Raw genomic sequence first — 22,264 nt, 5'->3', positions numbered from 1 at the left:
GCGTCAGCCTCTGTGCTCGTAGGAGGCGGTCACACCGAGAGCGAGCAGGAGCCGGCAGAGCACCGAGTAGCCGGAGCCGTCGCGGTGGTCGGTGTAGGTGCGGGCCTTGCCGGCGACCGGGCGCACCTTCACGCGGCCGGGCCGTAGCTCGATCCGGTCGATCGCCGCCCAGGGCGTGACCGTGGTGTCCTTCGGGCCGGCGATGCCGTCGCGGGTCACCCGGACGCCGCCGCGGGTGAGGACGGCGCCGCCACGCACGGCGCCGGCCTGGCGGGTCACGACCGGGGTCACAGCCCGGTCGACGATCAGGGCGGCGATCGTGGGGAACCTGGGGATCGCGGCGCCGACCTCGGCCGGCACCAGCGCGGCGATCATGCCGCCGATCGGGGCGTACGGGTCGAGCGCGTTCTCGTACTTCGCGGTGACGGGCACGGTCCGGCCGCCGGCGGTGGTCAGCACGAACCCGTCGTAGGCCCAGCTGCTGTTCGACTCCCCGCCGTCGTGGCGCCACGCGTCGACCGCGTCGGTGATCTCGTCCCACCGGACCGGCCGCGGCGGCCCGTCGGGGTCGACCTCGGCGAAGCCGCCGCCGTAGGCGTACAGCCACCGGGTGAACCGGCGGCGCCGCGTGATCAGGACGCACACCACGACGTACGGGCCCACGAGGAACGGCAAGACGCCGATGAACGGCAGCGCCCGGTCCGGGTTCCACAGCACGAGCAGGACGACGCCGGCCACGTACGCGACGGCCGGCGCCACCAGCCACAGCACCCGCCGCGCGCCGAGCGGCGGGGTGACCTCGGTGTGGTAGAGGCCCAGCGGGTCGCCGAGGCCGAGCCCCTGGCCGACCCGCACCGCGTGCTCCCAGTTGGCGGCGTGGTCCTGCCGCCGGCGCTCGACCCGCTGGCCGAACCGCTCGTCCAGCCGCCGCCGCGCCTCAGGGCTCATCCCCATGCACACCTGGATAGCACCGCCGGGCAATCCCGCCTCAGCGGCCGGCGAGCCAGCTCACCCACTCCGGGATGCGGCGGAGGCTCTTCGCGGTGCCGCGGAGCCGGGCGAGGCACTCGGACGCGGACCGGGCCCGGTCGGCAGGGCCGTCGCCGCGGTGGCCGAGGGCCCGCCACAGCAGCCACTCGGCGGTGCGCAGCTGAGCCTCCACGATGCCGTGGAAGAGTGCGGGGTCCGGCGGGATCGGGCGGCCGCCCGCGCGGTGGTAGGCGGCGACGGTACGGCTGAAGGGCCGCCGCTCCTCGAAGCCCATCGCGAGGGCCGAGCGCAGCAGCTCGTGCTCGGCGAGGTCGGGGCCGGCGCCGTCCCAGTCGAGCAGCACCGGCCCGGCCGCGGTGAGCAGGACGTTGTCGGGTTTGATGTCGCGGTGCGAGGCGACCGGTGTCAGCGCCGGGCCGGGCCGGGCGAGGTGCGCCAGGGCCGCCGCGACGGTCGGCAGGTGCTCGCGGACCTGCCGGGTGAAGTCTGCATCGTGCCCGGCGAGCCACTCGTGCCAGGCCTCCAGGGGGTACAGCGCCGGTTGCGGCGGCCCGTCGGTGGCGGGTTCACGGTGCAGGACGGCGAGGGTCGCGCCGGTCCAGTCGGCGAGGTCGTCGCCGGGGTCCGCCGGGTTGTGCCCGTCGCACCAGCGGTGCAGCTGCCAGTGCTCTGTGGTGCCCTCGGCCTCGATCGCCGCGACCAGGGGTGGCAGCCGCTCGGGCCGGCTCACGCGAGCCGCCCGCTCGATCCGGGCGGCGGCGTGGTACTCGTCCCACCACCACGGCTCGTCGACGACGTTGAGGCGTTTCGCGGCGTAGCTGCCGGTCGCCGTCCGCAGCCGGTACACCGTGTGGGAGACGCCCCCGTCGACGCGGACGAGCGGTGCGGCCGGGCGGCCGGCGCCGAACGCGGCGGCGACCAGCGCGGCGGTGTCTACGACGACCGCAGCCGTTCGGCGTGGGCGGCGTCGGCGGCGGCGATCCCGGCCGGGCCGCTGCGCAGCAGCCGCCAGTGGGTGACGACGCCGTCGGGTCCGGTCAGCTCGCCGGCGGCCAGCGCCCCGTCGATGCCGGCGCGGACGCGGGCCTCGTCGGCGGGCTCGGCGGCGAACAGCACCCGCAGCCGCAGCTCGTCGCCGTCGCGGACCGCCGCGGTCTGGTGCGCGGCGAGCGGGCACGGCGGCTCGTGGTCGTAGGCGCCGCACAGCGCGACGGTGATCGCGCCGCCGGGGGCGCGCTCGTCGCCGGTCAGGTCGAGCACCGCGGTGTGGGCGTAGGTCTCACGCATCCCAGCAGTATGCCCGGTAGGGTCCCGGTGTGCTGATCGAGATCCATGACCATGACCCGGCGTGGGCCGACGCGGCCCGGCGGGCGGTCGAGGAGCTGACCGCGGCGCTGCCCGGGCTGTTCGGCGCCGTCGAGCACGTGGGCAGCACCGCCGTGCCGGGGCTGGCGGCGAAGCCGGTCATCGACCTGATGGCGGCCACCGTCACGCTCGACGCCGTGGTCGAGGCCGACGAGGTGCTCGGGTCGCTGGGGTACCGCCGGCTGGAGACCGGCATGCGGGGCCGGCTGTTCTACCGGCGGGACGGTTCGCCGGTCGCCTACCACCTGCACGTCGTGACCGCGGACACGTGGGACACGCGCAACGAGCGGCTCCTGCGCGACCACCTGCTGCGCGATGCGGCGGGCCGCGACGAGTACGGCGCGCTGAAGCGGCGGCTGGCCGGGGCCGGGCCCGACGGCGACGCGTACACGCGGGCCAAGACCGCGCTCATCCAGCGGATGGTCGACGCGGCCCGCGACGCCCGGGGGCTGCCGCGCGTCGACGTCTGGGAGGACTGACCTCGGCACTCAGCGTGCTGACAGGTTCCTCTCCGCGTGATGTCGCGCATGCGAGCGGTCATGTTCAACGCGTACGGTCCACCCGAGGTCCTCACCCAGGTGTCGCTGCCGGCGCCGGAGCCGAAGCGCGACCAGGTGCTGGTCCGCGTGCACGCCACGACGGTCACCACCGCCGAGTTCGGAATGCGCCGCGGCGAGCCCCGCTGGGGGCGGGTCATCCTCGGGCTCCGGCGCCCCCGCAAGGGAATCCGCGTGCTCGGCCTGGAGTTCGCCGGCGAGGTCGCCGCCGTCGGGCCGGCGGTCAGCCGCACCAGGGTCGGGGCCCGGGTCTTCGGGTTCACGGGCTTCTCCGTCGGCGCGAACGCCGAGTACGAGTGCCTGCCGGAGAAGGCGTCGTTCACCACGATCCCCGACGGGGTCGGCTACACCGAGGCCGCCGCAGCTCGTTCGCCGCCTGCCGCCCGGTCCTCGCCCCGCGCGGCTGCTACCTGCCCACCACCGGCATGGTGAACAACGTCCACGCCCTGCGCACCGCGGTCACCGGCGGTCCCCGCGTCCGCACCGGCATGTCGGTCCGCGAGCACGCCGCGCTCGCCGAGCTCCGCGACCTCCTTGCCCAGCAACGCCTCCGCGTCGTCATCGACCGCACGTACCCGATGACCGAGATCGTCGAGGCGCACCGGTACGTCGACAGCGGCCACAAGGTCGGCGACGTCGTCGTGACCGTCTGAAATCCACTGTGGCCGGTGCGGGTGCTGCGGCAGAATCCCCGGACGTGACCGACTTCCTCGTGCTGCCGTCCAGCCTCGACGCGACCGCCCGGCTGCTGGCCGCCGCGGCCCGGCGGCGGGGGCTGCCGGTGGCGCAGGGGCGGCACGAGCTGCACGGAGCCGGGCACGTGTACGGCGGGCCGGTGTTCGCCGGTGAGGTGGCGGCGGCGCTGGACCTGGCGCTGCTGGAGCCGGCCGACGACTGGCTGGTGACCTTGCCCTACCGGTACACCTGCCGCGACATCGTCATGAGCACCGTCGGGGACGCGCGGTGGACGCGGACGCCGGTGTTCGTGAAGCAGCCCCGGGACAAGGACCTGCCGGCGACGGTCTACGCCGACGGATCGCGGCTGCCGGCGCTGGCGGCGGACACGCCGGTGCTGGTGAGCGGGATCGTGTCGTTCCTGGTGGAGTACCGGCTGTTCGTGCTCGACGGGGTCGTGCACGCGGGCAGCCGGTACGCCACACACGGGCGCCTCGACCCGGCGCCGCTGGACGGGTGCCGGGACCGGGACGCGGTGCTCGAGTTCGCGGGCGGGCTGCTCGGCGCGTGCGCGGGCGGGCTGCCGAGCGCGGTGGTGGTGGACGTCGGGCTGGCGAGCGACGCCGACCGGGGCGAGGAGCGGTGGGCGGTGGTGGAGGCGAACATGGGCTGGTTCAGCGCGTGCTACGCCGCCGATCCGGACCGGGTGCTCGACGTGGTGCTGCGCGCGGCCGGCCCGCGCGACCGTCTCCTCCCCCGCGACGCGCCCTTCGACCGGGCGGTCTCCTGACAGCCGCTCATCGCTGGGCGGCGTCAGCTCTGCTCATCGGCGGGTGAGGCCGTCGAAGACGATGGCGAGCATGCGGGCGCGGACGTCGTCGTCGAGGCCGGCCTGGGAGGCGGCGCGGGAGGTGGCGACCAGCAACGCGTACACCTCGGGCAGCTCGGCGTCGTCGCGGACGGCGCCGGCCCGCTGGGCGCGCTCCAGCAGGGCGCCGAACGACCTGCGCAGGCCGAGGGAGGCCTGAACCGCCTCGGTGTCCCCGCCGCCGGTCAGGTCGTGCAGCGCCTCGCCGATGGCGATCTTCGTGGCGGCGTCGGCGACGAGGTGGCCGAAGAAGCCGAAGAACGCCGCGCCGGGGTCGTCGGCGTCCAGCAGCGCGTCGGCGTGCGCGCGGAGCCGGTCGAAGCGGCGTACCAGGACCGACTCCACCAGCGCCGTCTTGGTCGGGAAGTGCCGGAAGACGGTGGCGATGCCGACGCCCGCGAGCCGCGCCACCTCCTCGGTCGAGGCCGCCTTGCCGCCGGTACCGAAGACGTGCTCGGCGGCGTCGAGGATGCGCTGCCGGTTGGCCTGCGCGTCGGCGCGTGGTGGACGGCCGGGCATTCGCATCGCTCCCTTGTTCCGGAGTCGCGACTCCGTATAATCGGAGTCATGACTCCACATCGTAGTCCCCGCGAGGTGTTCCTGGCGCTCGTCACCGGCGTGGCCGAGGGGCGGTGGGAGGAGCTGCCGGACCTGTACGCCGAGCAGACGCACGTCGTGCACCCGTTCGACCCGCTGCGCGGTCCGGCGCTGCGCTCCCGGGACGAGCTGCGCGCGCACTTCACGCCGACCGGCACCGGACCGGCGCTCGACCGCCGCGCCACCAACATCACCATCCACGAGACCACCGACCCCGAGGTGGTGATCGCCGAGTTCGAGTACCAGGGCACCGCCGACGGCAAACCGTTCTCGCAGCCTGGCATCTTCGTGCTCAGGGTCCGCGACGGCGAGATCGTCAGCTCCCGCGACTACTTCGACCACGTCACCGGCGCCGCCATCCGCGGCCGCCTCGACAACCTGGTCGCGGCCGTGAAGGCCCGCGGTTAGCGCCGCGGCCGTGCCGCTCAGCCCAGGCGGTCGAGGATGAGCTCGTGGATGGCCTCGAGCAGGTCGACCTCGCGCTCGGAGTGGGCGGTGACGGTGACGGCGGCGCGGCGGGCCGGGCAGATGACGGCGTACTGGCCGTAGCGGCCGTCCATCCGGTACATGCCGTCCCGGTCGATCCAGACGCCGAGCCCGTAGCCGTGGTTGAACCGCTCGCTCTCGATGATGCTGCTCGTGTCCGCGAACTCCTGCGTCATCCGCCGCACGTAGTCCGCCGGGACGAGCTGCCGGCCGTTCCACTTGCCTTCCCGCAGCAGCAGCCGCGCGAAACGGGCGAGCTCGCCGGTGCGCAGGAACAGGTCGCTCGCCGCGAACGGGAACCCCTGCGGGCACGTGTGCCAGGCCGGGTTGTGCAGGTCCAGCGGCACGAACAGCCGCGGCATCAGGAAGTCCCGCACGTCGGCGCCGGTGGCCCGCGCGATGACCCGCCCGATCGCGTACGGCCCGGAGTCGGTGTACGCGAACCGGGTCCCCGGCACGGCGTCCAGCGGCGCGGCCACGATCTCGTGCAGCAGGTCGAGCGCGTCGACCCGCATGTCGGCGAACCATTCGTGGCTCGTGCCGCTCGCCATCGTGGCGAGGTGCCGCAGCGTGACGTCCTCGACCCCGTCGGCCGCGATGGGCCGCAGCTCCGGGAAGTGGTCGAGAAGCCGGTCGTCGAGGCTGAGCCGCCCCTCGGCCTCCGCGATGCCGAGCGCGACGGACGTGAACGTCTTCGACACCGAATACAGGTTGACCCGGTCGTCGGACCGCACCCGCCGCTCGACGTCCTCGTCGCCCTCCCGGTGCACGTGCACCCCGTACACGCCGAGGTCCCGCTCTCGGTTGGCTCTGATGAAGTCGTCCAGGAGCTCCTCACCCACAGCCGGATCGTACCGGCCCGACCGTTTCGGCACCGCCGCCTCGCCGATCATGACCGACGCCGACCCCACACCGCCGGCACCACCTGAGGCCGATGCCGTCGCCGAGACAGCACCGGCGGGTCAGGGGGTGGCGAGGAGCAGGGCGATGCTGCCGGCGGTGTCGGTCTCACCGAGGTCGGGGCCGACGCGCAGCCACACCCGGAACACGTCGTCGGCGAGGGCGGTGACGCACGGGTAGGCCCTTGCCGGCGAGGACGGGTCGCAGACGCTGAACACCCGCATGTGGCTGACGAGGACGGGGGTCAGGGCGCGGAGGCGGGGCTCGTGGAAGGCGGCGACGATGAACGGGACGAGCGGCGCGTGGACCCAGCCTCGGTGGTTCGAGGCGTACCGGTGCCACATGTATTCGCGCTGGTCGCCGCGTTCGCGGGCGGCCAGCATCTCGACGGGGCCGAGCAGCGGGAACGCCGCGGCGAGGGCCGGGGCGGTGTCGCCGGACTGCCACCGGGCCGCGAGGGCGGCGGCCGTGGGCAGGTCGGGCACCCAGCCGTCGGCGATGCCGAGCGTGCCGTCGTAGCACCGGATGCTGTACGACCTGCCGACCGGCGGGGTGGTCCGGTGCTCCCAGTCGTAGATCGACACGCGCGTGGTGCGCTGGCCGGCGCCGACCACCGCATGCTCTGGCGGGCAGGCGACGTCGGGCCGCGGGAAGACCGGCAGGACCACGCCGGTCCGGTCGAACTCCGCCTGGATGGCCTGGGCGAGGTCACCCGCGGCGGGGTTCATGCCGCGCCGCCGAGCAGCCGCAGGCCGGTGAGGGTCAGGCCGGGCGGGACTCCGGTCAGCTCGATCGCGGTGTTGAGGCCGGCGGGGGCGACGTCTCGCGGGCGGCGGCCGCACATGTGCAGGACGCGGGCGATCGTGACCGGGTGCTGGGTGGTGCCGTCGGTCAGCCAGAGCCGGTCGCCACGGGAGAGGTCGCCTTCGTGAGGTCGGCCGGTGACGGCGACACCGCCATACGGAGACGGGAAGCTGTCCTCGATCAGCATCCAGGCCACGGTGCCAAGGTTAGCGAGCGGCGAGCCAGGCGGCCGCCCGGCGGGCCGAGGCGCGGGACAGCCACGCGTCCTGGACGACCTCGGCGAGCTCGGCGTAGGTCAATTCGCCGATCCGGCAGGCCCGCAGCAGCACCGACGGGTGGCCGTTGAAGTGGGCGGTGGTGAAGAACGGCGTCGACGCGTCCTGGATCAGGGCCTGCTTGTCCGCGTCGGACTCGACCCAGAAGACGATCACGTCGGGGAACCGCTCGCCGGTGACGGGGTCGACCGCGTCGGGGCGCGGGTTGCGGAAGAAGACGAAGGACTTGCCGCCGACCTGGTAGACGGGGTTGTCGCCGGAGCCGTGGACGACCGTGACGTGCGGCATCCCGGCCGCCAGCGCGTGCACGTCCTCGACCGTCGCGGGCCGTCCGTCAATCTGGGACACGCCCCAACGTACCAGCGGATCCGGGCCGTCCCGCGCCGAAGTCCCAGCCTGGGATGTCCCAGGCGGACACCCAGCGCCCGGCGTCGTCGACCTGGCCGAGCGCGTAGCCGTTGGCGGCCTCGACCTCCTCGGCGGCCCACTGCGGGACCGGCGCCGGCCAGCCGTTGAACCAGGCGTGGGTGAGCAGGGTGGCGAAGGCGGTGCCGGTCATGGTGCTCAGGGCGTGCAGGCAGCGACGGGCGGCGGTGAGGTCGGGTTCGACGTACACGAAGCGGCCCAGCTGGCGCCGGATCACGCCGGCGGCGGGGGCGAAGTCGAGGCGGGCGAGGCGGTCGACCAGTGCGCCGCGGACGGGCACGTCGAGGTCCGAGTCGAGGACGTCGCACAGCGACGGGGCGGCCTCGACCGGCCAGGCGGTCGACGCGAGCTCGGGCCAGCGGCCCGCGAGCGCGAGCCGGCGGACGGTGCCATGCGGCCGCAGCGGCCGGGGGCCGGCCAGCTCGCACGGCGGCTCGCCCCAGTCCTCGGTGCGCCACGCGTGCGGCCACGGCGGCGGCATCCGGCCGGCGGCGATCAGGGACCGTGACTCGAGGTCGTTGCGGTACCGCAGCGGCACCACGGTCAGCGGCAGCTCGTCGCCGGTGCGCCGGTCGTACGCGACACGGGGACGGGTGCCGTGCCGGGGTCCGGGCCCGTGGGTCGCCCACTCCTCCAGGGGCATCCGGTGCCGTTCGCCGGTGGTGGCGTAGGCGATCAGGACGTTCGCCGGCACGTCCCACGCGGGGCCCAACCAGTGCGACGCAGGATCCACGGTCACCGGAGCAGCCTGGCACGCGCACCTGGCCACCACCTGGCCACGAGCTGGCCACGAGCTGGGACCTGGCCGTGAGAACAAGCAGCGCCCACCGCGCGAACAGACGCACGGTGGCCGCCGGTGCACTGCGGTGAGGCCCCACCGCGCGGACAGACGCACGGTGGCCGCCGGTACACCAGCGACCACCGCCTCAAGAGAGACGGTGGTCGCCGGTGCGAGGGTGGTGCGTCAGCCGCCGATCAGCAGACCGTAGTCGGCCATCGCCATCGCGATGTCGGACTGGGCCCAGAACCGGTGGAAGGTGAACGTCGGCGCGGGGCCGGTCCCGTTCAGGTAGGCCTGCACGGCCGGCCAGTTCGGGTCGTTCTTGTAGAAGGAGCGGGTGTCCAGGAAGGACTTCCCGGGGGCGATGACGTCACCGTTGGGCATGACGCCGCTGTACCCGGACGGGATGTACAGGCCCTGCTGGTTGGACGAGGACCAGATGTCGTCGAAGCGGTTGTAGTCGGTGCGGGTCTCCGGGATGCCGACGCCCTTGCTGTCGGTGTGCAGCCAGATGCCGTCCAGGAGCTTCTTCGCCGTGGTCTTCGCCGCGGTGTTGTTGGCCTTCGCGCCGTAGTAGGTCAGCAGGCGGGCGTACGCTGCCGCGATGCCCACGTCGGTGCCGGTGCTGACCACGCTGACGTGCAGGTTGGTGTTCGCGGCCGGGCTGGCCGGGTTCCAGGTCGCCGGCGCGCCGGTCCACTGGAGCGTGTCGGGGATCTTGAAGTCGCCGTTCGCGGTGAACGTCGTGTTCGCGATCGCCCAGGCCACCCACTTGTCGAGCATCGTCTTGGCCTTGGCGTCACCGGTCGCGTAGTAGTACTCCGCGACCCGCTCCACCGACCACGCCTGGAAGCCGAACCACTGGTTGGACGGCGGGTCGTGGTAGACGGGCTTCTCGTCGTAGAACATGCCGTAGAAGGTCGGCGTGCCGGCCGGCGGCACCGAGTAGTTGCCGCCCCAGCTGTTGGTGGCACCACCGGCGAACGCACCCTCGGAGGACTGCAGCCACTGGTAGAACTCCAGCTGCCGGCCGAGGCTGGTCTGCCAGTCGCCCTTCGCCGAAGGCGAGCGCGGCGCGAACCCGGTGACGTTGGACAGCACGTACGCCGCCAGGGGGTTCTGGTAGCCCTGGTGGTTGTGGCTGGAGCCGATGCGCCACGACCACTGGCCGCCCGCGTCGCCGCCCCACGCGTAGTACCAGTTCAGCAGGTACGCGGCGGAGTCCTTGCCGGTGCCGGCGGCGCAGCCCGTCGACGTGCAGCCGGGCTTCTTGAAGTACTTGTCGTACATCGCGTACCGCAGGTAGTCGCCCATCTTGGCGGCCTTGCCCACGACGGTGGCGACGTCCGCGGCCTTGCCCTGGGCCGAGGCCCACTGCTGCGCCCAGTACGCGGCCTGGATGGCGCGCGCGTCGGCGTCGGGGGCGTTGGTGTAGCGCCACTGCTTGGCCGGCGAGCCGTCGATGAACAGCGGCAGGAAGCCGCCGTTGGCCTTCGCGCCGAAGCGGAAGTCCTCACAGGACGGGTGGGCGACGGTCTCCCACACCGACTCCTGCGGGCCGCGCTGGTAGGTGTTGATGTACGACACCGTGGAGCCCGGCTGCGGGGTGCACGAGCTGAAGCCGTAGACGTTGTCGACGTCCTCGAGCCAGTGCATGCCGTACACGTCGGTGTTGCCGTAGGTCGAGGTCAGCTCCGTGTACAGCGGGTCGACACCGACCTTCACCGACGAGTCGAGGTGGCCGCCCTGCTGCGGGTACAGGCTGGGCTGCCCGGCCTCGGGCGCGTAGTCGGCGGGGTCGTTCGGGTTGTAGCCGCCGGTCGGCTGGTTGGCGTGGGTGGGGATGATGTACTTCTCCATCGTGTCCCAGGCCTTGTTGAACGGGGCCCAGTCCTGCTTCACCCGGCCGTACTGCGCCTCCAGCCACAGCCAGAAGCTGAACGCCTCGGACGTGGTCTCGTGGCCCCAGTCCGGCGCCTCGACGACGAGCGTCTCGATCGAGTGGTAGGGCACGCCCTCCGGCGAGAAGTACCCGGAGCTGTGCAGCTTCTGGTACTGCTCGAGGAACCGCTGGACGTACACGCCACCGGCGACGTCGTCATCGCTCTCGTTCGCCGGTACCGACGCCGACGCCCAACCCGTAGCGGTCAGGTTGATCGTCGCGGCACCGTTGGTGGTGTCCGCGTCCTGGGCGCCGGAGACGGTGACGACCTGCGCGACGTTCCAGTTCGCGGCCGTGAACGTCAGCGAGGTCGGTGACACGGTGATGTCGGTGTCGCCGGTACGGGCGACCGCCACCGTCACGTTCGAGGTGGGTGCCTGGTTCAGCTTGACCGACAGCGGCGTCGAGCCGCCCTCGGGCACGGTCAGCGGCGACGGCGTGGCCACGATCGACGGCCCGACGAACGGGTCGACGAACACCGGCACCGCCGCGGACGTGGTCACCGCGCCCTTGCTGTCGTAGGCCTTCGCCTGCAGGCTGTACGCCCCGGTCTGGCTCGGCACGTTGGCCCAGCTGTACGTGTACGGGGCGGTCGTGTCCTGCCCGAGCAGCAGGCCGTCGTGGTAGAACTCGACCTTCGCGATCGAGTCACCGGCGTCCGGGTCGCTGGCGGTGACGGCGATCGGGATCGTCGCCGGCGCCGTGTACCGGGTGTTGGCGGCCGGCGAGGTGATGGCGGCCGTCGGCGCCTGGTTCGGCCCGGTGCAGGTCACGCCGTTGAGCGAGAAGCTCGTCGGGTTGACGTTGGTGCCGCTGTACCCGGCGTTGAAGCCCGGGTTGACGGTGCCGTTGCTGGGCAGGCTGCCGTTCCAGGGGGCGTTGCGGATCGTCACCTGGCTGCCGGTCTGGGTGTAGTCGCCGTTCCAGCTCTGCTGCACCTGCTGGTTGCCGGCGAACGTCCAGGACACGTTCCAGCTCGTCAGGGGGTCGCCGAGGTTCGTCACCAGCAGATCGCCGGTGAAGCCCGTCGGCCATTGGCTGCGTACCGAGTAGACGACCGTACAGCCGGCGGCGGCGTGTGCGGGTCCTGCCGGCATGACGAACAGCGTGCCGGCGGCCAGGAGGCCGACGGACGCCACACGCATCCAGCGTTGGGTCCGGGTGGTCATGTGTGGGGTGCTCCTCGTGAAAGTTTCTGGGCGGAATACGGGCACGCGACAGTGCGGCGGCGTTGGTACATAAGCCAGTCGCTGCGTGTGCCCCGTCGGCTCCCAGACGCGAGGTGGCGCTGATTCTGGCATGGGAGCGCTCCCGGGACAAGCGTCCTGATTTCACCTATGGTCGCGACGGCTATCGATCCACCGGAGGTGATGCCAACCCTTTTCGCGGCTCCCATCGCGAACCGGGGTGCGGCGGCCGGCGTCTGCAGCGCCGCCGCCGTACCCACCCAATTCGTGTTAGTTCTCAGCGGTACGGGTTAGACAACCCCGAGGTCGACAACGAAAGGGGACCGTCATGACCCGTCCGATCGCGGACCTCGAACAGCACCCGGACATCCTCGAGCTGCGGGCCCACTACGACCGCGCGGCGGAGACGCCGACCGCGCACATCACCGACGGTGGGCTGCTGCTCGCCGGGATCTACCTCACCCTGTCGCCCTGGATCGTCGGCTTCGCGCCGTTCGAGGGTGACCTCGCGGTCAACAACTTCATCTGTGGTGTGGCCGTCAGCTTCCTCGCCGTCGGCTTCGCCGCGGCGTACGGGCGCACCCACGGCCTCACCTGGGTGCCGGTGGTGCTCGGCGTGTGGACGTTCGTCGCCCCGTGGGTCATCCAGGGCGCCCACCCGTCCGGCGGCTCCATCGCCAACAACATCGTCATCGGCCTCGTCATCATCGCGCTCAGCCTGATGACGATGATGACGACGCGCCTGCCTTCCGGCCGTGGCCGTGACCGTGACCGTGACCGCGAGCGGGACCGGCGGTGACATGGCGGTCAGGTGAGGTGACCACTGGTCACATCGGGGTGAATTCTTCCCGGCTCGGCGTGCGCCGGCCGGGAAGAGTGGCTAGACATTCACCGTGAACCGCGACAGCCGCCTGCCGGCCCTCACCGGTCTGCGCTGGGCGGCGGCGCTCGTCGTGTTCGGCCAGCACACCCTGGAGCTCTTCTACGACTCGGACCTGGTCGCCCCGCGACCGGTCCGGGCCGTGCTGTGGGCGCTGCTGGTCAACGGCGGCGCGATGGGCGTCTCGTTCTTCTTCGTGCTGTCCGGCTTCGTCCTGACCTGGTCCGCCAGGCCCGGCCCGTTCTACTGGCGGCGGTTCACCAAGATCTACCCGGCGACGCTGGTGACCACCCTCCTCGCCCTGGTCGTCGTCGGCGGCGCCTCACCGCTGCAGCTGGCCACCCACCTGACGCTCACCCAGACCTGGTTGCCGCACACGTCGGTCTTCCGCGCGCTCAACCCGGTGAGCTGGTCGCTGTCGTGCGAGGCGTTCTTCTACCTGTGTTTTCCGCTCCTGTACCGGCTGCTGCGCCGGCTCGGACCCAGAGGTCTGTGGACGGTCGCCGCCCTCCAGGTCGCCGCGGTCCTCGGGATCGGCGCCGCCCTCACGTCCGCCGACCGCCCGTTCGCGCTCTGGCTCGGCTACGTGTTCCCGCCGGTCCGGATGGCCGAGTTCACCCTCGGGATCGCCGTGGCGCTGCTCGTGCGGTCCGGCGCCTGGCGCGGCCCGGGCCTGCGCTGGTCGTTCGTGCTGGTCGGGGCCGGCGCCGTCCTCGCGCTGAAGGCCCCGTACCCGCTCAACCAGCACGCCCTGACGCTCGTGCCCGTGACCCTCGTCGTCGCCGCGGCCGCCCGCGCCGACCTCGCCGGCGTCCGCACCGTCTGGACCCGCCCGTCGCTGCGGTACCTCGGCGAGGTGTCGTTCGCGTTCTACCTGGTGCACTACCTGACGTACCTCACCTACGACCGCCTCGGCCTGCTGCCGCACCGCGCCGGCCCGCTCGTCGCCGCCCTGATCACCGTGTCGGTGTTCGCCAGCAGCCTTCTCGGCGCCATGGCCGTCCACCACGGCGTCGAGCTGCCCGCCCTGCGTCTCCTGCGCCGCCGGCCCTCCACCGCGGCCGTCGCCGGGACCGACGCGGCCACTGTCGAGGCCCCGCTCCCGGCCGCCGCCCGTCCCTGACACCGTCCATCGCGCTTTCGCACACCGTCCGGATCGCCGTCGTGCGGCGCGCCCGGACCCGTTACGCTGCCTCCCCGTGATGGACTTTCTCGAGGTGTCGACGGGGTTCCCGAGCCAGCAGGACGCGGCGTACGTGGCCCGCTCGGTCATCCACACGCGGCTCGCCGTCGCGGCGCGGGTCGAGGGCCCCGTGCTGTCCATGGGCTGGCGCGACGGCACGCTCGTGGAGGCCGAGGAGTGGCGGCTGCTGCTCACCGTCCAGGCGGAGCGGTTCGACCAGCTGGCCGCGTACATCATCAGGCGCCACCCGCGGCCCGACCCGCAGGTCGTCGCCGTCCCGCTGCGCCGGCACGTCGGCGTCGAGGCCGCCGAGCCCGCGCCGTCGGGCGGCGTCCCCCTATGACGGCAGGCGTTCGAGGGCGGCCTCGACGCGGGTGGCGGCGCCCGCGTAGTGCAGCTTGCGGGCCAGCCGCAGCGCCTCCTCGGCCTCGGCCGCGTCGCCCTTCGCCAGGGCGTGGATGCGGCGCAGGTCAGGCTCCGCGAGGCCGCCCTGGCCCGGCAGGCCCCGCTCCAGCGCGGCGCCGGCGACCTCGGCGGCCTCGGTGTCCCGGCCGAGGGTGAGCAGCGCGTCGGCGTAGAGCGCCTCCAGCCGGCCGAAGCGGCGGATCCCCTCGCCGAGGGCGGCGCGCGCCTTCGCCATCCGGTCCACCCCGGTCAGGTCGCCGGTGCGGACCTCGGCCCAGCCGAGCACCATCGCCGCGAGCGCCTGGTACTCCAGGTGGCCGCCGCGCTCCGCGAGGCGCAGCGTGGCGCGGGCCGCCGTGATCGTCGCCGGCCCGTCGAACCGGTCGGCGGCGACGGCCGCGGCGTAGTGGCTGATGTACATGTCGAGGAACGGCTCGCCGACCCGGGCGGCACGTTCCCGGGCGGACCGCAGGTGCCGCTCCGCGGCCTCGTGGTCGCCGAGCATCCCGCACACGATCGCCGCGGGTGCCTGCGCGCCGACGACCGGGTCCCAGTTGACGATCGGGAACACCGGCAGGTCGCCGCCGGGCAGCGCCTCCAGCGCCGTCTCGAAGCACCCGCGGGCGCGCGGCAGGTCCAGCACCGACAGCGCCGCCGCGCCCTCGTGGACCTCCGCGACGATCGTCGCCCACGGGTCGGTGCTGCCCTGCTCGCTCGCCGAGCGGGCCATCGCGACGCCCCGCGCGACGTCGCCGGCTGCGGTGTGGAACGACGCGTACCCCCACAGCGCCGGCAGGATGTCCAGCACCGGCCGGCCGCGCAGCCGCACCAGCAGCGGCTCCATCGCCGCGTACTGTGCCGCCACGAACGGCGCCAGGTAGCCGTCGGTCGCCTGGTGCATGTACGCGAGCCGGATCCGCAGGTCGAGCTCCGCGACGTCGCGCCGCTCGCCGGCCGGGGCGCGGTGCAGCACCCCGATCGCCTCCACCAGCAGCGCCGACGCCTGCTCGTGGGCGGTCAGGTCGTACGCCTCGCCGGCCGCCTCGACCAGCGCGGGCACCACGTCGAACGGTGACAGCACCGGCAGCGCGGCCCGCAGGTGCGCGGCCAGCTCCGCGACGGTGGCGAGGCCCGTGTCGCGCAGCGCCTGGGCGGCCCGGGCGTGGAGCCTGGCCCGGCGCAGCGGCCCCTGGTCGAGGTACGCGGTCTGGCGGACCAGGTCGTGGGAGAAGCGCAGCAGCCCCGGGTCGTCGGTCGCGGTCAGGACCCCGCTGACGACCGCGGTGTCGAGCGTGTCGAACAGCGCCAGCTCGTCGATCTGCACGACCTCGCGCAGCACCGGCACCGACACGTCCCGGCCGAGCACCGACGCGACGGCGATGACCGCGTTCACCTGCACAGGCAGCTTGGCGAGGCGGCGGCGGACCACCTCCTGCACCCGCACCGGGACGTGCTCCGGCGCGAGGGTGTGCTCGGCGACGAGGACCCGCAGCAGCTCCACCACGAAGAACGGGTTGCCGCCGGTGCGGTCCAGCAGCATCTCGACGGTCTCGGCGGGCACGTCGGCGCCGGTCACGTCCCGGGCGAGCGCGGACACCCCGTCGGCGCCGAGCCCCTGCAGCGGCAGCCGCACCGCGGACGGGTCGGCGAGCAGCTCCCCCAGCGCGCCCGCGAGCGGTGCCTCCGGGGCGAGCTCGGCCTCCCGGTAGCCGACGGCGAGCAGCACCGCGCTGCGCCGGACGGCCTTGGCGAACATGGTCAGCAGCACCGTCGACGGCGCGTCCAGCCAGTGCGCGTCGTCGACGACGAGGACCAGCGGCCGGTGCGTGGCGAGCCGGCACAGGCCGTCGACGATCCCCTGGTACAGCCGGGACCTGGCCAGCTCCGGGTCGGCGATCCGCTCGGCGGCGGGCAGCGGCAGCGCCTCGCTCAGCGTCGGGTCCAGGACGGCGGGCAGGTTCCCGTACGGCGCGAACGCGGTGGCGAGGGCGTCGGCGGCGCCGGGTGCGGCGGAGACGGCCCGCAGGATCTGCGCCCACGGCAGGAACACCGGCGGCGCCTCCCCGTCGACGCCGGTCCCGGTGCCGACGAGCCCGGTGGCGCGGGCGGCGAGCTCCCGCAGCAGCGCGGACTTGCCGATGCCCGGGCTGCCGGAGACGAGCAGCAACCGCCCCCTGCCGGCGGCCGTGCTGGCGAGAAGCTCCTGCACGGTCCGCAGCTCGGCGTCCCGCCCGACCAGCCCGCCGTCGTCGGCGTCGCGCCCCTCGCCGGCGGGCCCTGCCACATCGCTGTCGCTCTGCTCGGCCGCGCCGCTTTCCGACGGTGTGTCGGACATGTCGCCCACGGGCGGGGCGCTGACCGGCCCCGCCGGACCTGGCCGGGTGGCCGCCGGGGTGCCGGACGTCGGGGCGGCCGGCGCCGGCTCGGCAAGGTGTGGGGCCTGCCGGAGGATGTCCTGCTCGAGCTGCTGCAGGGCCGGACCCGGTTCGATGCCGAGCTCGTCCACCAGGCCGGCCCGGGCCCGGCCGTAGGCGGCGAGCGCCTCGGCCTGCCGCCCCGACCGGTACAGCGCGAGCATCAGCTGACCCCACAGCCGCTCCCGATACGGGGCCTCGGCCAGGGCGCTCTCGCTCAGGTAGGCGACCTCAGCGGCACGTCCGAGCCGCAGCAGCGCCTCCGACCGCTCCTCGACGGCGATCAGACGCAGCTCCTGCAGGCGGCCCCGCTCGGCGCGGGCCAGCGGGGAGTCGCCGAGCTCGGGCAGCGGATCCGCGCGCCACAGGTGCAGCGCGTCGGTGAGCACCTGCAGCGCCACGGCCGGGTCGGAGCCGGTGCGGGCCTGCTCGACCGCGGCGGCGAACCGGGCGGCATCCACCGCGTCCGCCGGCACCATCAGCTGGTACCCGGGCGCGCGGCTGACCAGCACCGTCGAGCGGTCCCGGGCGGTACGCCCCGGTTCGAGGGCGCGGCGGAGGCGGGACACGTACGCCTGTAGGGAGGCGATCGCCCGCTCCGGCGGCTCGTCGGACCACAGCTCGTCGATGAGCCGCTGCACGGACACGGTCCGGCCGGGCTGCATCGTCAGCATCGCCAGCACGGCGCGCTGCTTCGGGGTGCCGGTGTCGACCGGGCCGCTCTCCCCGACGACCTCGAGCGGGCCCAGGATCCTAATCTGCAGGATAGGCAACTCCCGGAGCTCCACCTCGGCCGCGGACGCTGGCTACAGCTCCACGGCGAACGATCCGTCGTCGTACGGTCCGAAGCCTGCGGCCTCCAGGAGCTCCTCGCCGTGCGCCAGAGGCGCCGCGACGAGCCTACGGGCTGGACCGGCCCGCAGGGCGTCCACCAACGAGATCAGCACCTGAACGGCGAGGTCGGAGCGTCCGCCCGGCGCGACGAGACCGACCAGTCGGACGATGGACTCACCCGGCCGGACGGCAGCCAGGGCCGCGGCGGGCTGCTCGTCCCCGTCGGCCGGGTCGATCAGCTCCCACCACTCCAGACCGTCGAACAGGAACTCGTCGACGACGGACACGCCGAGCGCGAGCCGGGTCACGGCGCGCCGCCCGGCCGGCACCCGCCGCACCAGCCGTAGTGTTTCTTTCACGTGCCCCAGCTAACCCCGCCGTTCTTGCAAACGGCTTGCTGGCCTCGCATCCGGGCGCCTATCCGCCCGAATAGCCGACACTGAGCCGGGTGCCGTCGCCCGTCCGCCACTCGATCGGCCGCCCGGCCCGCAGGTGGGTGCCCATCGCATACCAGTCGTCCACCGGCAGGCCGACGACGAACCCGTCCTCCATCGGGTCGACCGTCACCGCCGAGCCGCCCTGGATGAACAGCAGGAAGTGCACCCCGGCCTGGTTCTGCGACCGCGGCAGCGCGGCGACCACCTCGCTCGGCGCCGACTGGTCCGGCCACCACACCCGCGCCCGGCCCGTCATCGTCGTGTACCGCGGGATGAGCGCGAACCGCGGCGGCATCTGGGTCCAGGCCCCGCCGAGGACCGCGTGCCGTTCCCGGTCCACGATGATCATCAGCTCGCCCGGGCCCTCCACCACCATCACGTTCTCGTCGCGGAGGTTGCTGACGTCATCGAGGACGGTGGACCCGTCGTACGTGTCCGGGTCGACGACCGGCGGCCGGGACGGGTCGAACCACCACGGGTAGGGGAAGCACGACTCGGTGGCGGCCAGGTTCGCCAGCACCCTCCCCCGGCCGTGCCGCCCGACCGCCTCCATCTCGCCGTCGAACAGCGGGACCAGCAGCAGCGGCGGCCAGTCCGCCGGGAACCACGCGCCGTCGCCGGCGGCGTGCGTGATCAGCGCCCCGCCGATCTCCCTGCCGCCGACGTCGATCGGCCGGCCGAACCCGATGACGTCGTTGACCCGCATCCGCCAGCCCTGGTGCACCGCGGCGGAGTACATGCCGATGATCAGTTCGATCAGCCCGCTGTCCAGCGGCTCCCGCCCGCCGCCGGGTGGCAGCACGGCCGCCGTCACCTCCGTCAGGCCCGCCGCGGCCAGCCCCACCGTGCCGTACACCCACAACCTCGTGCCGGCGGGCAGCCCCGGAAACCCGACCGGGTCGTCGGGGACCTCGCACTCGTCGACGGTGATGACGAGCGCCCCGTCCGCGGCGACCACGCGCCCCGCCTGCGCGATCGCGGGCAGCCGCACCGCCTCGTCCGCGCCGCGCGGCAACGGCGCCGGTCCGACCGGCCACCGCGGCTGCCAGTGCTGCGGGAACCGCTCGTGGACGGGCACCGGGATCGGCCCGCTCCCGCCGGGCACGAACTTCCGCATCACCGGACGGGCGGAGATCCGCAGGTCCCACTCCAGCTGCCAGGTCCGGCCGCCCTGCGTCGCGACGGCGTGCAGCCGCCACCGCAGCAGGTCCGGCTCGTCGGTGACGACCGCGAGCACGATCCGGCAGGCCGCGCCCGCCGGCACCTCCAGCGGCCACACCGGGCCCGGCCGCAGCCGCCGCCCGTACGCGTCCCGGGCCGGCCGCACCTGCGCGGCGGCACCGCCCAGCAGCAGCACCTCGTGCTGCGGGATCTCCAGCTCCTCGTACGCCTGCACCGAGCGCCCCGCGACCGGCGCCAGCCGCGGATCGAGGACCAGGTCCGGCGTCCGCGGCGTCGCGAAACTGGTGCCCTCGGCCACCAGCGGCCCACGGCCGACCACCTCGGCCGTCAACGACCGCAGCACCACGGGGCCACCCTCGGCGGTCACGTCCAGGAACAGGTTGTGTCCCGTGACCGGGACGTGCACCGCCACCGGTCCGACGTCCGAACCCGGGCTCTGCACGAACGTCACGTGCGAGCGCGACACCACCTCCGCCAGGAACGGCGGCTGCTCCGCGCCCGCGGCCGGCGACGTCCGGCGGACCGGCCGGTCGAGGATCTGCGCGGCCCATGCCCGCCCGCCGCCGCTGATGCCTGTCATACTGCTCCGCTCGCTGTCGATGTGTCGGCGATGGTGCGGAACGGGTGGCCCGCCAGGTCGACCCGGCGCACGCCGCTGCGGCCGGCGCACGTCCACTCCAGGTCGAGCGCCCACTCCACGTCGCCGCTGTCCAGGTGTACGACCAGGTCGAACACCTCCGGATCGGCCGGGGCGACCTTGAACGGGAAGTCCGCGCCGCCGCCGATCGGCAGGAGCCGCGGCGCTGGCTCGTCCAGGAACACGTCGAACTGCCGGACGTCCACCGACCCGAGGTGCGGGTTGAAGTCCCCGGCCGGCGTCTCCCGCCGCGACAGCACGACCGGCCGCAGCGCGTGCAGGACGACGGCGGGCATGCTGGGCGCCTCGACGACGAGCCGCACCCGGTGCCCGCTGCCGGGCACCTCCTCGAGGCCGTTCGGCCCGCGGGTGACGACGAACCCGACGTCGTGCAGCTTGACCGTCACCTCGAGCGGGGCCTCCGGCTCGACCGGGGCGTTGCGCCGCTCGGCCCGCTGCGCGGCGAGGTCGGCGAGCATCCGCAGGTGCTCGCGGCGCCAGTACGTGAGATCCACGTCCCCGGTCCCGCCGGCGTTGCGGTCGCAGGCGGCGACGAACGCCTCCACGAAGCCCCAGTCGGGCACCGTGCGGCCCTGCAGCTTGTCGTCGATCGTCGCCCGCGGGTACGGGCGGCCGGCCTGCCGGGTCAGCCGCTCGATCTCGCGCAGCGACGGCTCCCCCGCCAGGCGTCTGCAGCCCCGGAGGTGTTCAGCGAAGGCCGCCAACGCGGTCGGTGTGGACACCTGAAAATCGTAAGTGGCCGATGCCCGTCCGGATGTCCGGCAACTGTCCGGAGATCCGGACGCGCTGTCACACGTGTTTGAAGCGGGACACCAGCCGCTGCAGCTCGCCGGACAGGCCCGCGAGCTCGCCGCTGGCCTCGCGGCCGGCCGCCACGCTGCGGTTCGTCTCCTCCGCGGCCGCGGCCACCTCCGCGATCGTGGCGGCGATCGTCTGCGCGCCACCGGCGGCCTCGCCGACGTTGCGGGTCATCTCGCTCGTGGTCGCGGTCTGTTCGTCGACGGCCGAGGCGATCGTCGTCTGGTACTGCGAGATCTGCCCGATGATCATGCTGATCTGCTCGATCGCGGCGACCGCGCTGTCGGTGTCGGCCTGGATCGCGCGGACCCGGGTGGCGATGTCCTCGGTGGCGCGGGCGGTCTCCTGCGCCAGCTCCTTGACCTCGCCCGCCACGACGGCGAAGCCCTTGCCGGCCTCCCCCGCCCGGGCCGCCTCGATGGTCGCGTTGAGCGCGAGCAGGTTCGTCTGCTCCGCGATCGACGTGATCACCTTGACCACGTCGCCGATCTCGGCCGAGGACTGGCCGAGCTTGGACACGGTGTCGTTGGTGGTGGTGACGACGGTGACGGCCTGCCCGGCGACCCGGGCCCCCTCGCTGGCGTTGCGGGCGATCTCCCGGATCGACGCCGACATCTCGTCGGACGCGGCGGCGACCGTCTGCACGTTGCCGGAGACCTGGGCGGCGGTCTGGTCGGCCTCCCGGGCCCGCGCGGACACCGCCTGCGCGCTGCCGGCGACCCCGGCGGTGACCGCGTCGAGCTGGCTGGAGCTGCGGGCCACCAGCTCGGCGCTGCGCGCGAGGGCCGCGACGGTCTCCCGGACGCTGGCGGTGGCCCGGTTGACGGCGCCCGCCATGCTGCCGATCTCGTCCCGGCCGCCGACCGGCGCGGTCGTTGACAGGTCCCCGGCCGCCATCGCGTCCATGGCCCCCACCACGGGGGCGAGCCGGCGGGTGATCGACGCGGCGACGTACAGGGCCAGCGCGGTCGCCACGACCAGCCCGACGATCAGGGTGAACAGGACCTGCAGCCGGGCGGTGGAGTACTGCGAGTGGGCGTCCTGCACCGCGGCGTCGGCGTCGGCGGCCTGGTGGTCGGCCAGCTCGGCGACCGCCGCCTCCATGCCAGGCACGACCTTGTTGAAGTCGATCGTCGCCGGCTTGCCCTGGGCGAGGTCGGCCATCGCCCCGGTGAACTGCTGCCACAGCGACGTGAACTCGTCGACGGTCCGCTGCGCGGCGGCGCTCCTGGGCAGCTTCAGGTACTCCTCGAGCGCCGCGTTGAGCTGCTTGATCGCGTCGCCGGTGCCCTTCTGCGCCAACGCGATGACCTGCGGGTCACCGCCCGACCCGAGCTGCATCGCCGCGTTGTGGTTGATCAGCGACTGGGCGCCGCGGATCTTGCTGAGCAGCACCAGCTCCTGGACGTTCTCGGCGCGCATCTTGCTGACCTTGCCGTCCATCGCCGACATCCGCGACAGCGCGAACGCCCCCGTGACGACCGCGGTCAGCGCCATCGCTGTCAGCGCGAACAGGATCTTGGTCCGGATTCTGCGGTCGGCCAGCCAGCCGCCGCCCTTGACCGTTCCCGTGTCCGCCACTGTGCACCATCCCGGAATCCGGCGAATCTCGCACTTCTC

The 22,264-nt window shown here is 73.6% G+C and carries 21 protein-coding genes and 1 pseudogene; 7 read left to right on the top strand and 15 right to left on the bottom strand.

Annotation, left to right across the window (positions count from 1 at the left end):
- Nucleotides 1–3: 3 nt before the first annotated feature.
- From ACQEVZ_RS41680 to ACQEVZ_RS41670, 3 genes are all read right to left on the bottom strand, one after another.
- Complete coding sequence (locus tag ACQEVZ_RS41680) at nucleotides 4–948, bottom strand: hypothetical protein (protein WP_433378017.1); 945 nt, start codon at nucleotides 946–948, stop codon at nucleotides 4–6.
- A 40-nt stretch (nucleotides 949–988) separates the two neighbouring features.
- On the bottom strand, nucleotides 989–1,837 hold the full coding sequence (locus tag ACQEVZ_RS41675) for a phosphotransferase (RefSeq protein ID WP_433378014.1): 849 nt from the start codon (nucleotides 1,835–1,837) through the stop codon (nucleotides 989–991).
- An 86-nt stretch (nucleotides 1,838–1,923) separates the two neighbouring features.
- A complete protein-coding gene (locus ACQEVZ_RS41670) occupies nucleotides 1,924–2,277 on the bottom strand; it encodes a hypothetical protein (protein WP_354890479.1) in 354 nt (117 codons plus the stop codon).
- A 29-nt stretch (nucleotides 2,278–2,306) separates the two neighbouring features.
- Here ACQEVZ_RS41670 and ACQEVZ_RS41665 point away from each other — a divergent pair, with 29 nt between their 5' ends.
- From ACQEVZ_RS41665 to ACQEVZ_RS41655, 3 genes and pseudogenes are all read left to right on the top strand, one after another.
- Complete coding sequence (locus ACQEVZ_RS41665; protein ID WP_433378010.1) at nucleotides 2,307–2,834, top strand: GrpB family protein; 528 nt, start codon at nucleotides 2,307–2,309, stop codon at nucleotides 2,832–2,834.
- Nucleotides 2,835–2,882: 48 nt separating this feature from the next.
- Nucleotides 2,883–3,565, top strand: a pseudogene (locus ACQEVZ_RS41660) (zinc-binding dehydrogenase).
- A gap of 44 nt (nucleotides 3,566–3,609) precedes the next feature.
- A complete protein-coding gene (locus ACQEVZ_RS41655) occupies nucleotides 3,610–4,377 on the top strand; it encodes an ATP-grasp domain-containing protein (protein ID WP_433378007.1) in 768 nt (255 codons plus the stop codon).
- A gap of 33 nt (nucleotides 4,378–4,410) precedes the next feature.
- Here the strand turns inward: ACQEVZ_RS41655 and ACQEVZ_RS41650 are convergent, their stop codons facing one another.
- Entirely contained in the window at nucleotides 4,411–4,974 is a 564-nt protein-coding gene (locus ACQEVZ_RS41650; protein WP_433378004.1) for a TetR/AcrR family transcriptional regulator, read from the bottom strand.
- 48 nt (nucleotides 4,975–5,022) lie between these two features.
- On the opposite strand from ACQEVZ_RS41650, the gene ACQEVZ_RS41645 reads away from it, so the two are divergent.
- Nucleotides 5,023–5,460, top strand: coding sequence for a nuclear transport factor 2 family protein (locus tag ACQEVZ_RS41645; protein ID WP_433378001.1), 438 nt, complete (start codon nucleotides 5,023–5,025; stop codon nucleotides 5,458–5,460).
- A 17-nt stretch (nucleotides 5,461–5,477) separates the two neighbouring features.
- Here ACQEVZ_RS41645 and ACQEVZ_RS41640 read toward each other — a convergent pair whose 3' ends face one another.
- The 6 genes from ACQEVZ_RS41640 to ACQEVZ_RS41615 all read right to left on the bottom strand — a co-directional run bounded on the left by ACQEVZ_RS41640 (nucleotide 5,478) and on the right by ACQEVZ_RS41615 (nucleotide 11,835).
- Nucleotides 5,478–6,380 carry a serine hydrolase domain-containing protein gene (locus ACQEVZ_RS41640; RefSeq protein ID WP_433377999.1) on the bottom strand — a complete coding sequence of 301 codons (903 nt, stop codon included), beginning with the start codon at nucleotides 6,378–6,380 and terminating at the stop codon, nucleotides 5,478–5,480.
- A 120-nt stretch (nucleotides 6,381–6,500) separates the two neighbouring features.
- Complete coding sequence (locus tag ACQEVZ_RS41635) at nucleotides 6,501–7,166, bottom strand: DUF6193 family natural product biosynthesis protein (RefSeq protein ID WP_433377996.1); 666 nt, start codon at nucleotides 7,164–7,166, stop codon at nucleotides 6,501–6,503.
- A complete protein-coding gene (locus ACQEVZ_RS41630; RefSeq protein ID WP_433377993.1) occupies nucleotides 7,163–7,429 on the bottom strand; it encodes a hypothetical protein in 267 nt (88 codons plus the stop codon). The genes ACQEVZ_RS41635 and ACQEVZ_RS41630 overlap by 4 nt, the downstream gene beginning before the upstream one ends.
- A 19-nt stretch (nucleotides 7,430–7,448) precedes the next feature.
- On the bottom strand, nucleotides 7,449–7,865 hold the full coding sequence (locus tag ACQEVZ_RS41625) for an MmcQ/YjbR family DNA-binding protein (protein WP_433377990.1): 417 nt from the start codon (nucleotides 7,863–7,865) through the stop codon (nucleotides 7,449–7,451).
- Nucleotides 7,852–8,682, bottom strand: a complete 831-nt coding sequence (locus ACQEVZ_RS41620; RefSeq protein WP_433377988.1) for a hypothetical protein — start codon at nucleotides 8,680–8,682, stop codon at nucleotides 7,852–7,854. The genes ACQEVZ_RS41625 and ACQEVZ_RS41620 overlap by 14 nt, the downstream gene beginning before the upstream one ends.
- Nucleotides 8,683–8,907: 225 nt before the next feature.
- The gene (locus ACQEVZ_RS41615; RefSeq protein ID WP_433377985.1) at nucleotides 8,908–11,835 is read right to left on the bottom strand and encodes a glycoside hydrolase family 48 protein; all 2,928 of its coding nucleotides are present in this window, start codon (nucleotides 11,833–11,835) and stop codon (nucleotides 8,908–8,910) included.
- A 346-nt stretch (nucleotides 11,836–12,181) separates the two neighbouring features.
- Between ACQEVZ_RS41615 and ACQEVZ_RS41610 the strand changes: the two genes are divergently transcribed.
- The 3 genes from ACQEVZ_RS41610 (at nucleotide 12,182) to cutA (ending at nucleotide 14,259) form a co-directional block, all read left to right on the top strand.
- Nucleotides 12,182–12,652, top strand: coding sequence for an SPW repeat protein (locus tag ACQEVZ_RS41610; protein WP_433377982.1), 471 nt, complete (start codon nucleotides 12,182–12,184; stop codon nucleotides 12,650–12,652).
- Nucleotides 12,653–12,746: 94 nt separating this feature from the next.
- On the top strand, nucleotides 12,747–13,856 hold the full coding sequence (locus ACQEVZ_RS41605) for an acyltransferase family protein (protein ID WP_433377979.1): 1,110 nt from the start codon (nucleotides 12,747–12,749) through the stop codon (nucleotides 13,854–13,856).
- A 79-nt stretch (nucleotides 13,857–13,935) separates the two neighbouring features.
- Nucleotides 13,936–14,259, top strand: coding sequence for a divalent cation tolerance protein CutA (cutA, locus tag ACQEVZ_RS41600; protein WP_344507723.1), 324 nt, complete (start codon nucleotides 13,936–13,938; stop codon nucleotides 14,257–14,259).
- Here the strand turns inward: cutA and ACQEVZ_RS41595 are convergent.
- The 5 genes from ACQEVZ_RS41595 to ACQEVZ_RS41575 all read right to left on the bottom strand — a co-directional run bounded on the left by ACQEVZ_RS41595 (nucleotide 14,254) and on the right by ACQEVZ_RS41575 (nucleotide 22,225).
- On the bottom strand, nucleotides 14,254–17,508 hold the full coding sequence (locus ACQEVZ_RS41595) for a BTAD domain-containing putative transcriptional regulator (protein WP_433377976.1): 3,255 nt from the start codon (nucleotides 17,506–17,508) through the stop codon (nucleotides 14,254–14,256). The genes cutA and ACQEVZ_RS41595 overlap by 6 nt on opposite strands.
- A gap of 33 nt (nucleotides 17,509–17,541) precedes the next feature.
- Nucleotides 17,542–17,928 (bottom strand): hypothetical protein, encoded by a 387-nt coding sequence (locus ACQEVZ_RS41590; RefSeq protein ID WP_344507711.1) that lies wholly within the window; start codon nucleotides 17,926–17,928, stop codon nucleotides 17,542–17,544.
- A gap of 58 nt (nucleotides 17,929–17,986) precedes the next feature.
- A complete protein-coding gene (locus ACQEVZ_RS41585; RefSeq protein ID WP_433377972.1) occupies nucleotides 17,987–19,768 on the bottom strand; it encodes a hypothetical protein in 1,782 nt (593 codons plus the stop codon).
- Nucleotides 19,765–20,568, bottom strand: a complete 804-nt coding sequence (locus ACQEVZ_RS41580; RefSeq protein ID WP_433377969.1) for a hypothetical protein — start codon at nucleotides 20,566–20,568, stop codon at nucleotides 19,765–19,767. The genes ACQEVZ_RS41585 and ACQEVZ_RS41580 overlap by 4 nt, the downstream gene beginning before the upstream one ends.
- A 67-nt stretch (nucleotides 20,569–20,635) precedes the next feature.
- A complete protein-coding gene (locus ACQEVZ_RS41575) occupies nucleotides 20,636–22,225 on the bottom strand; it encodes a methyl-accepting chemotaxis protein (protein WP_433377966.1) in 1,590 nt (529 codons plus the stop codon).
- Nucleotides 22,226–22,264: the final 39 nt, after the last annotated feature.

This window comes from Dactylosporangium sp. CA-152071 (assembly GCF_050936335.1).
Classification (GTDB): domain Bacteria; phylum Actinomycetota; class Actinomycetes; order Mycobacteriales; family Micromonosporaceae; genus Dactylosporangium; species Dactylosporangium maewongense.
The sequence above is the reverse complement of the archived record's forward strand: the minus strand, read 5'-3'. Positions and strand labels throughout refer to the sequence as shown.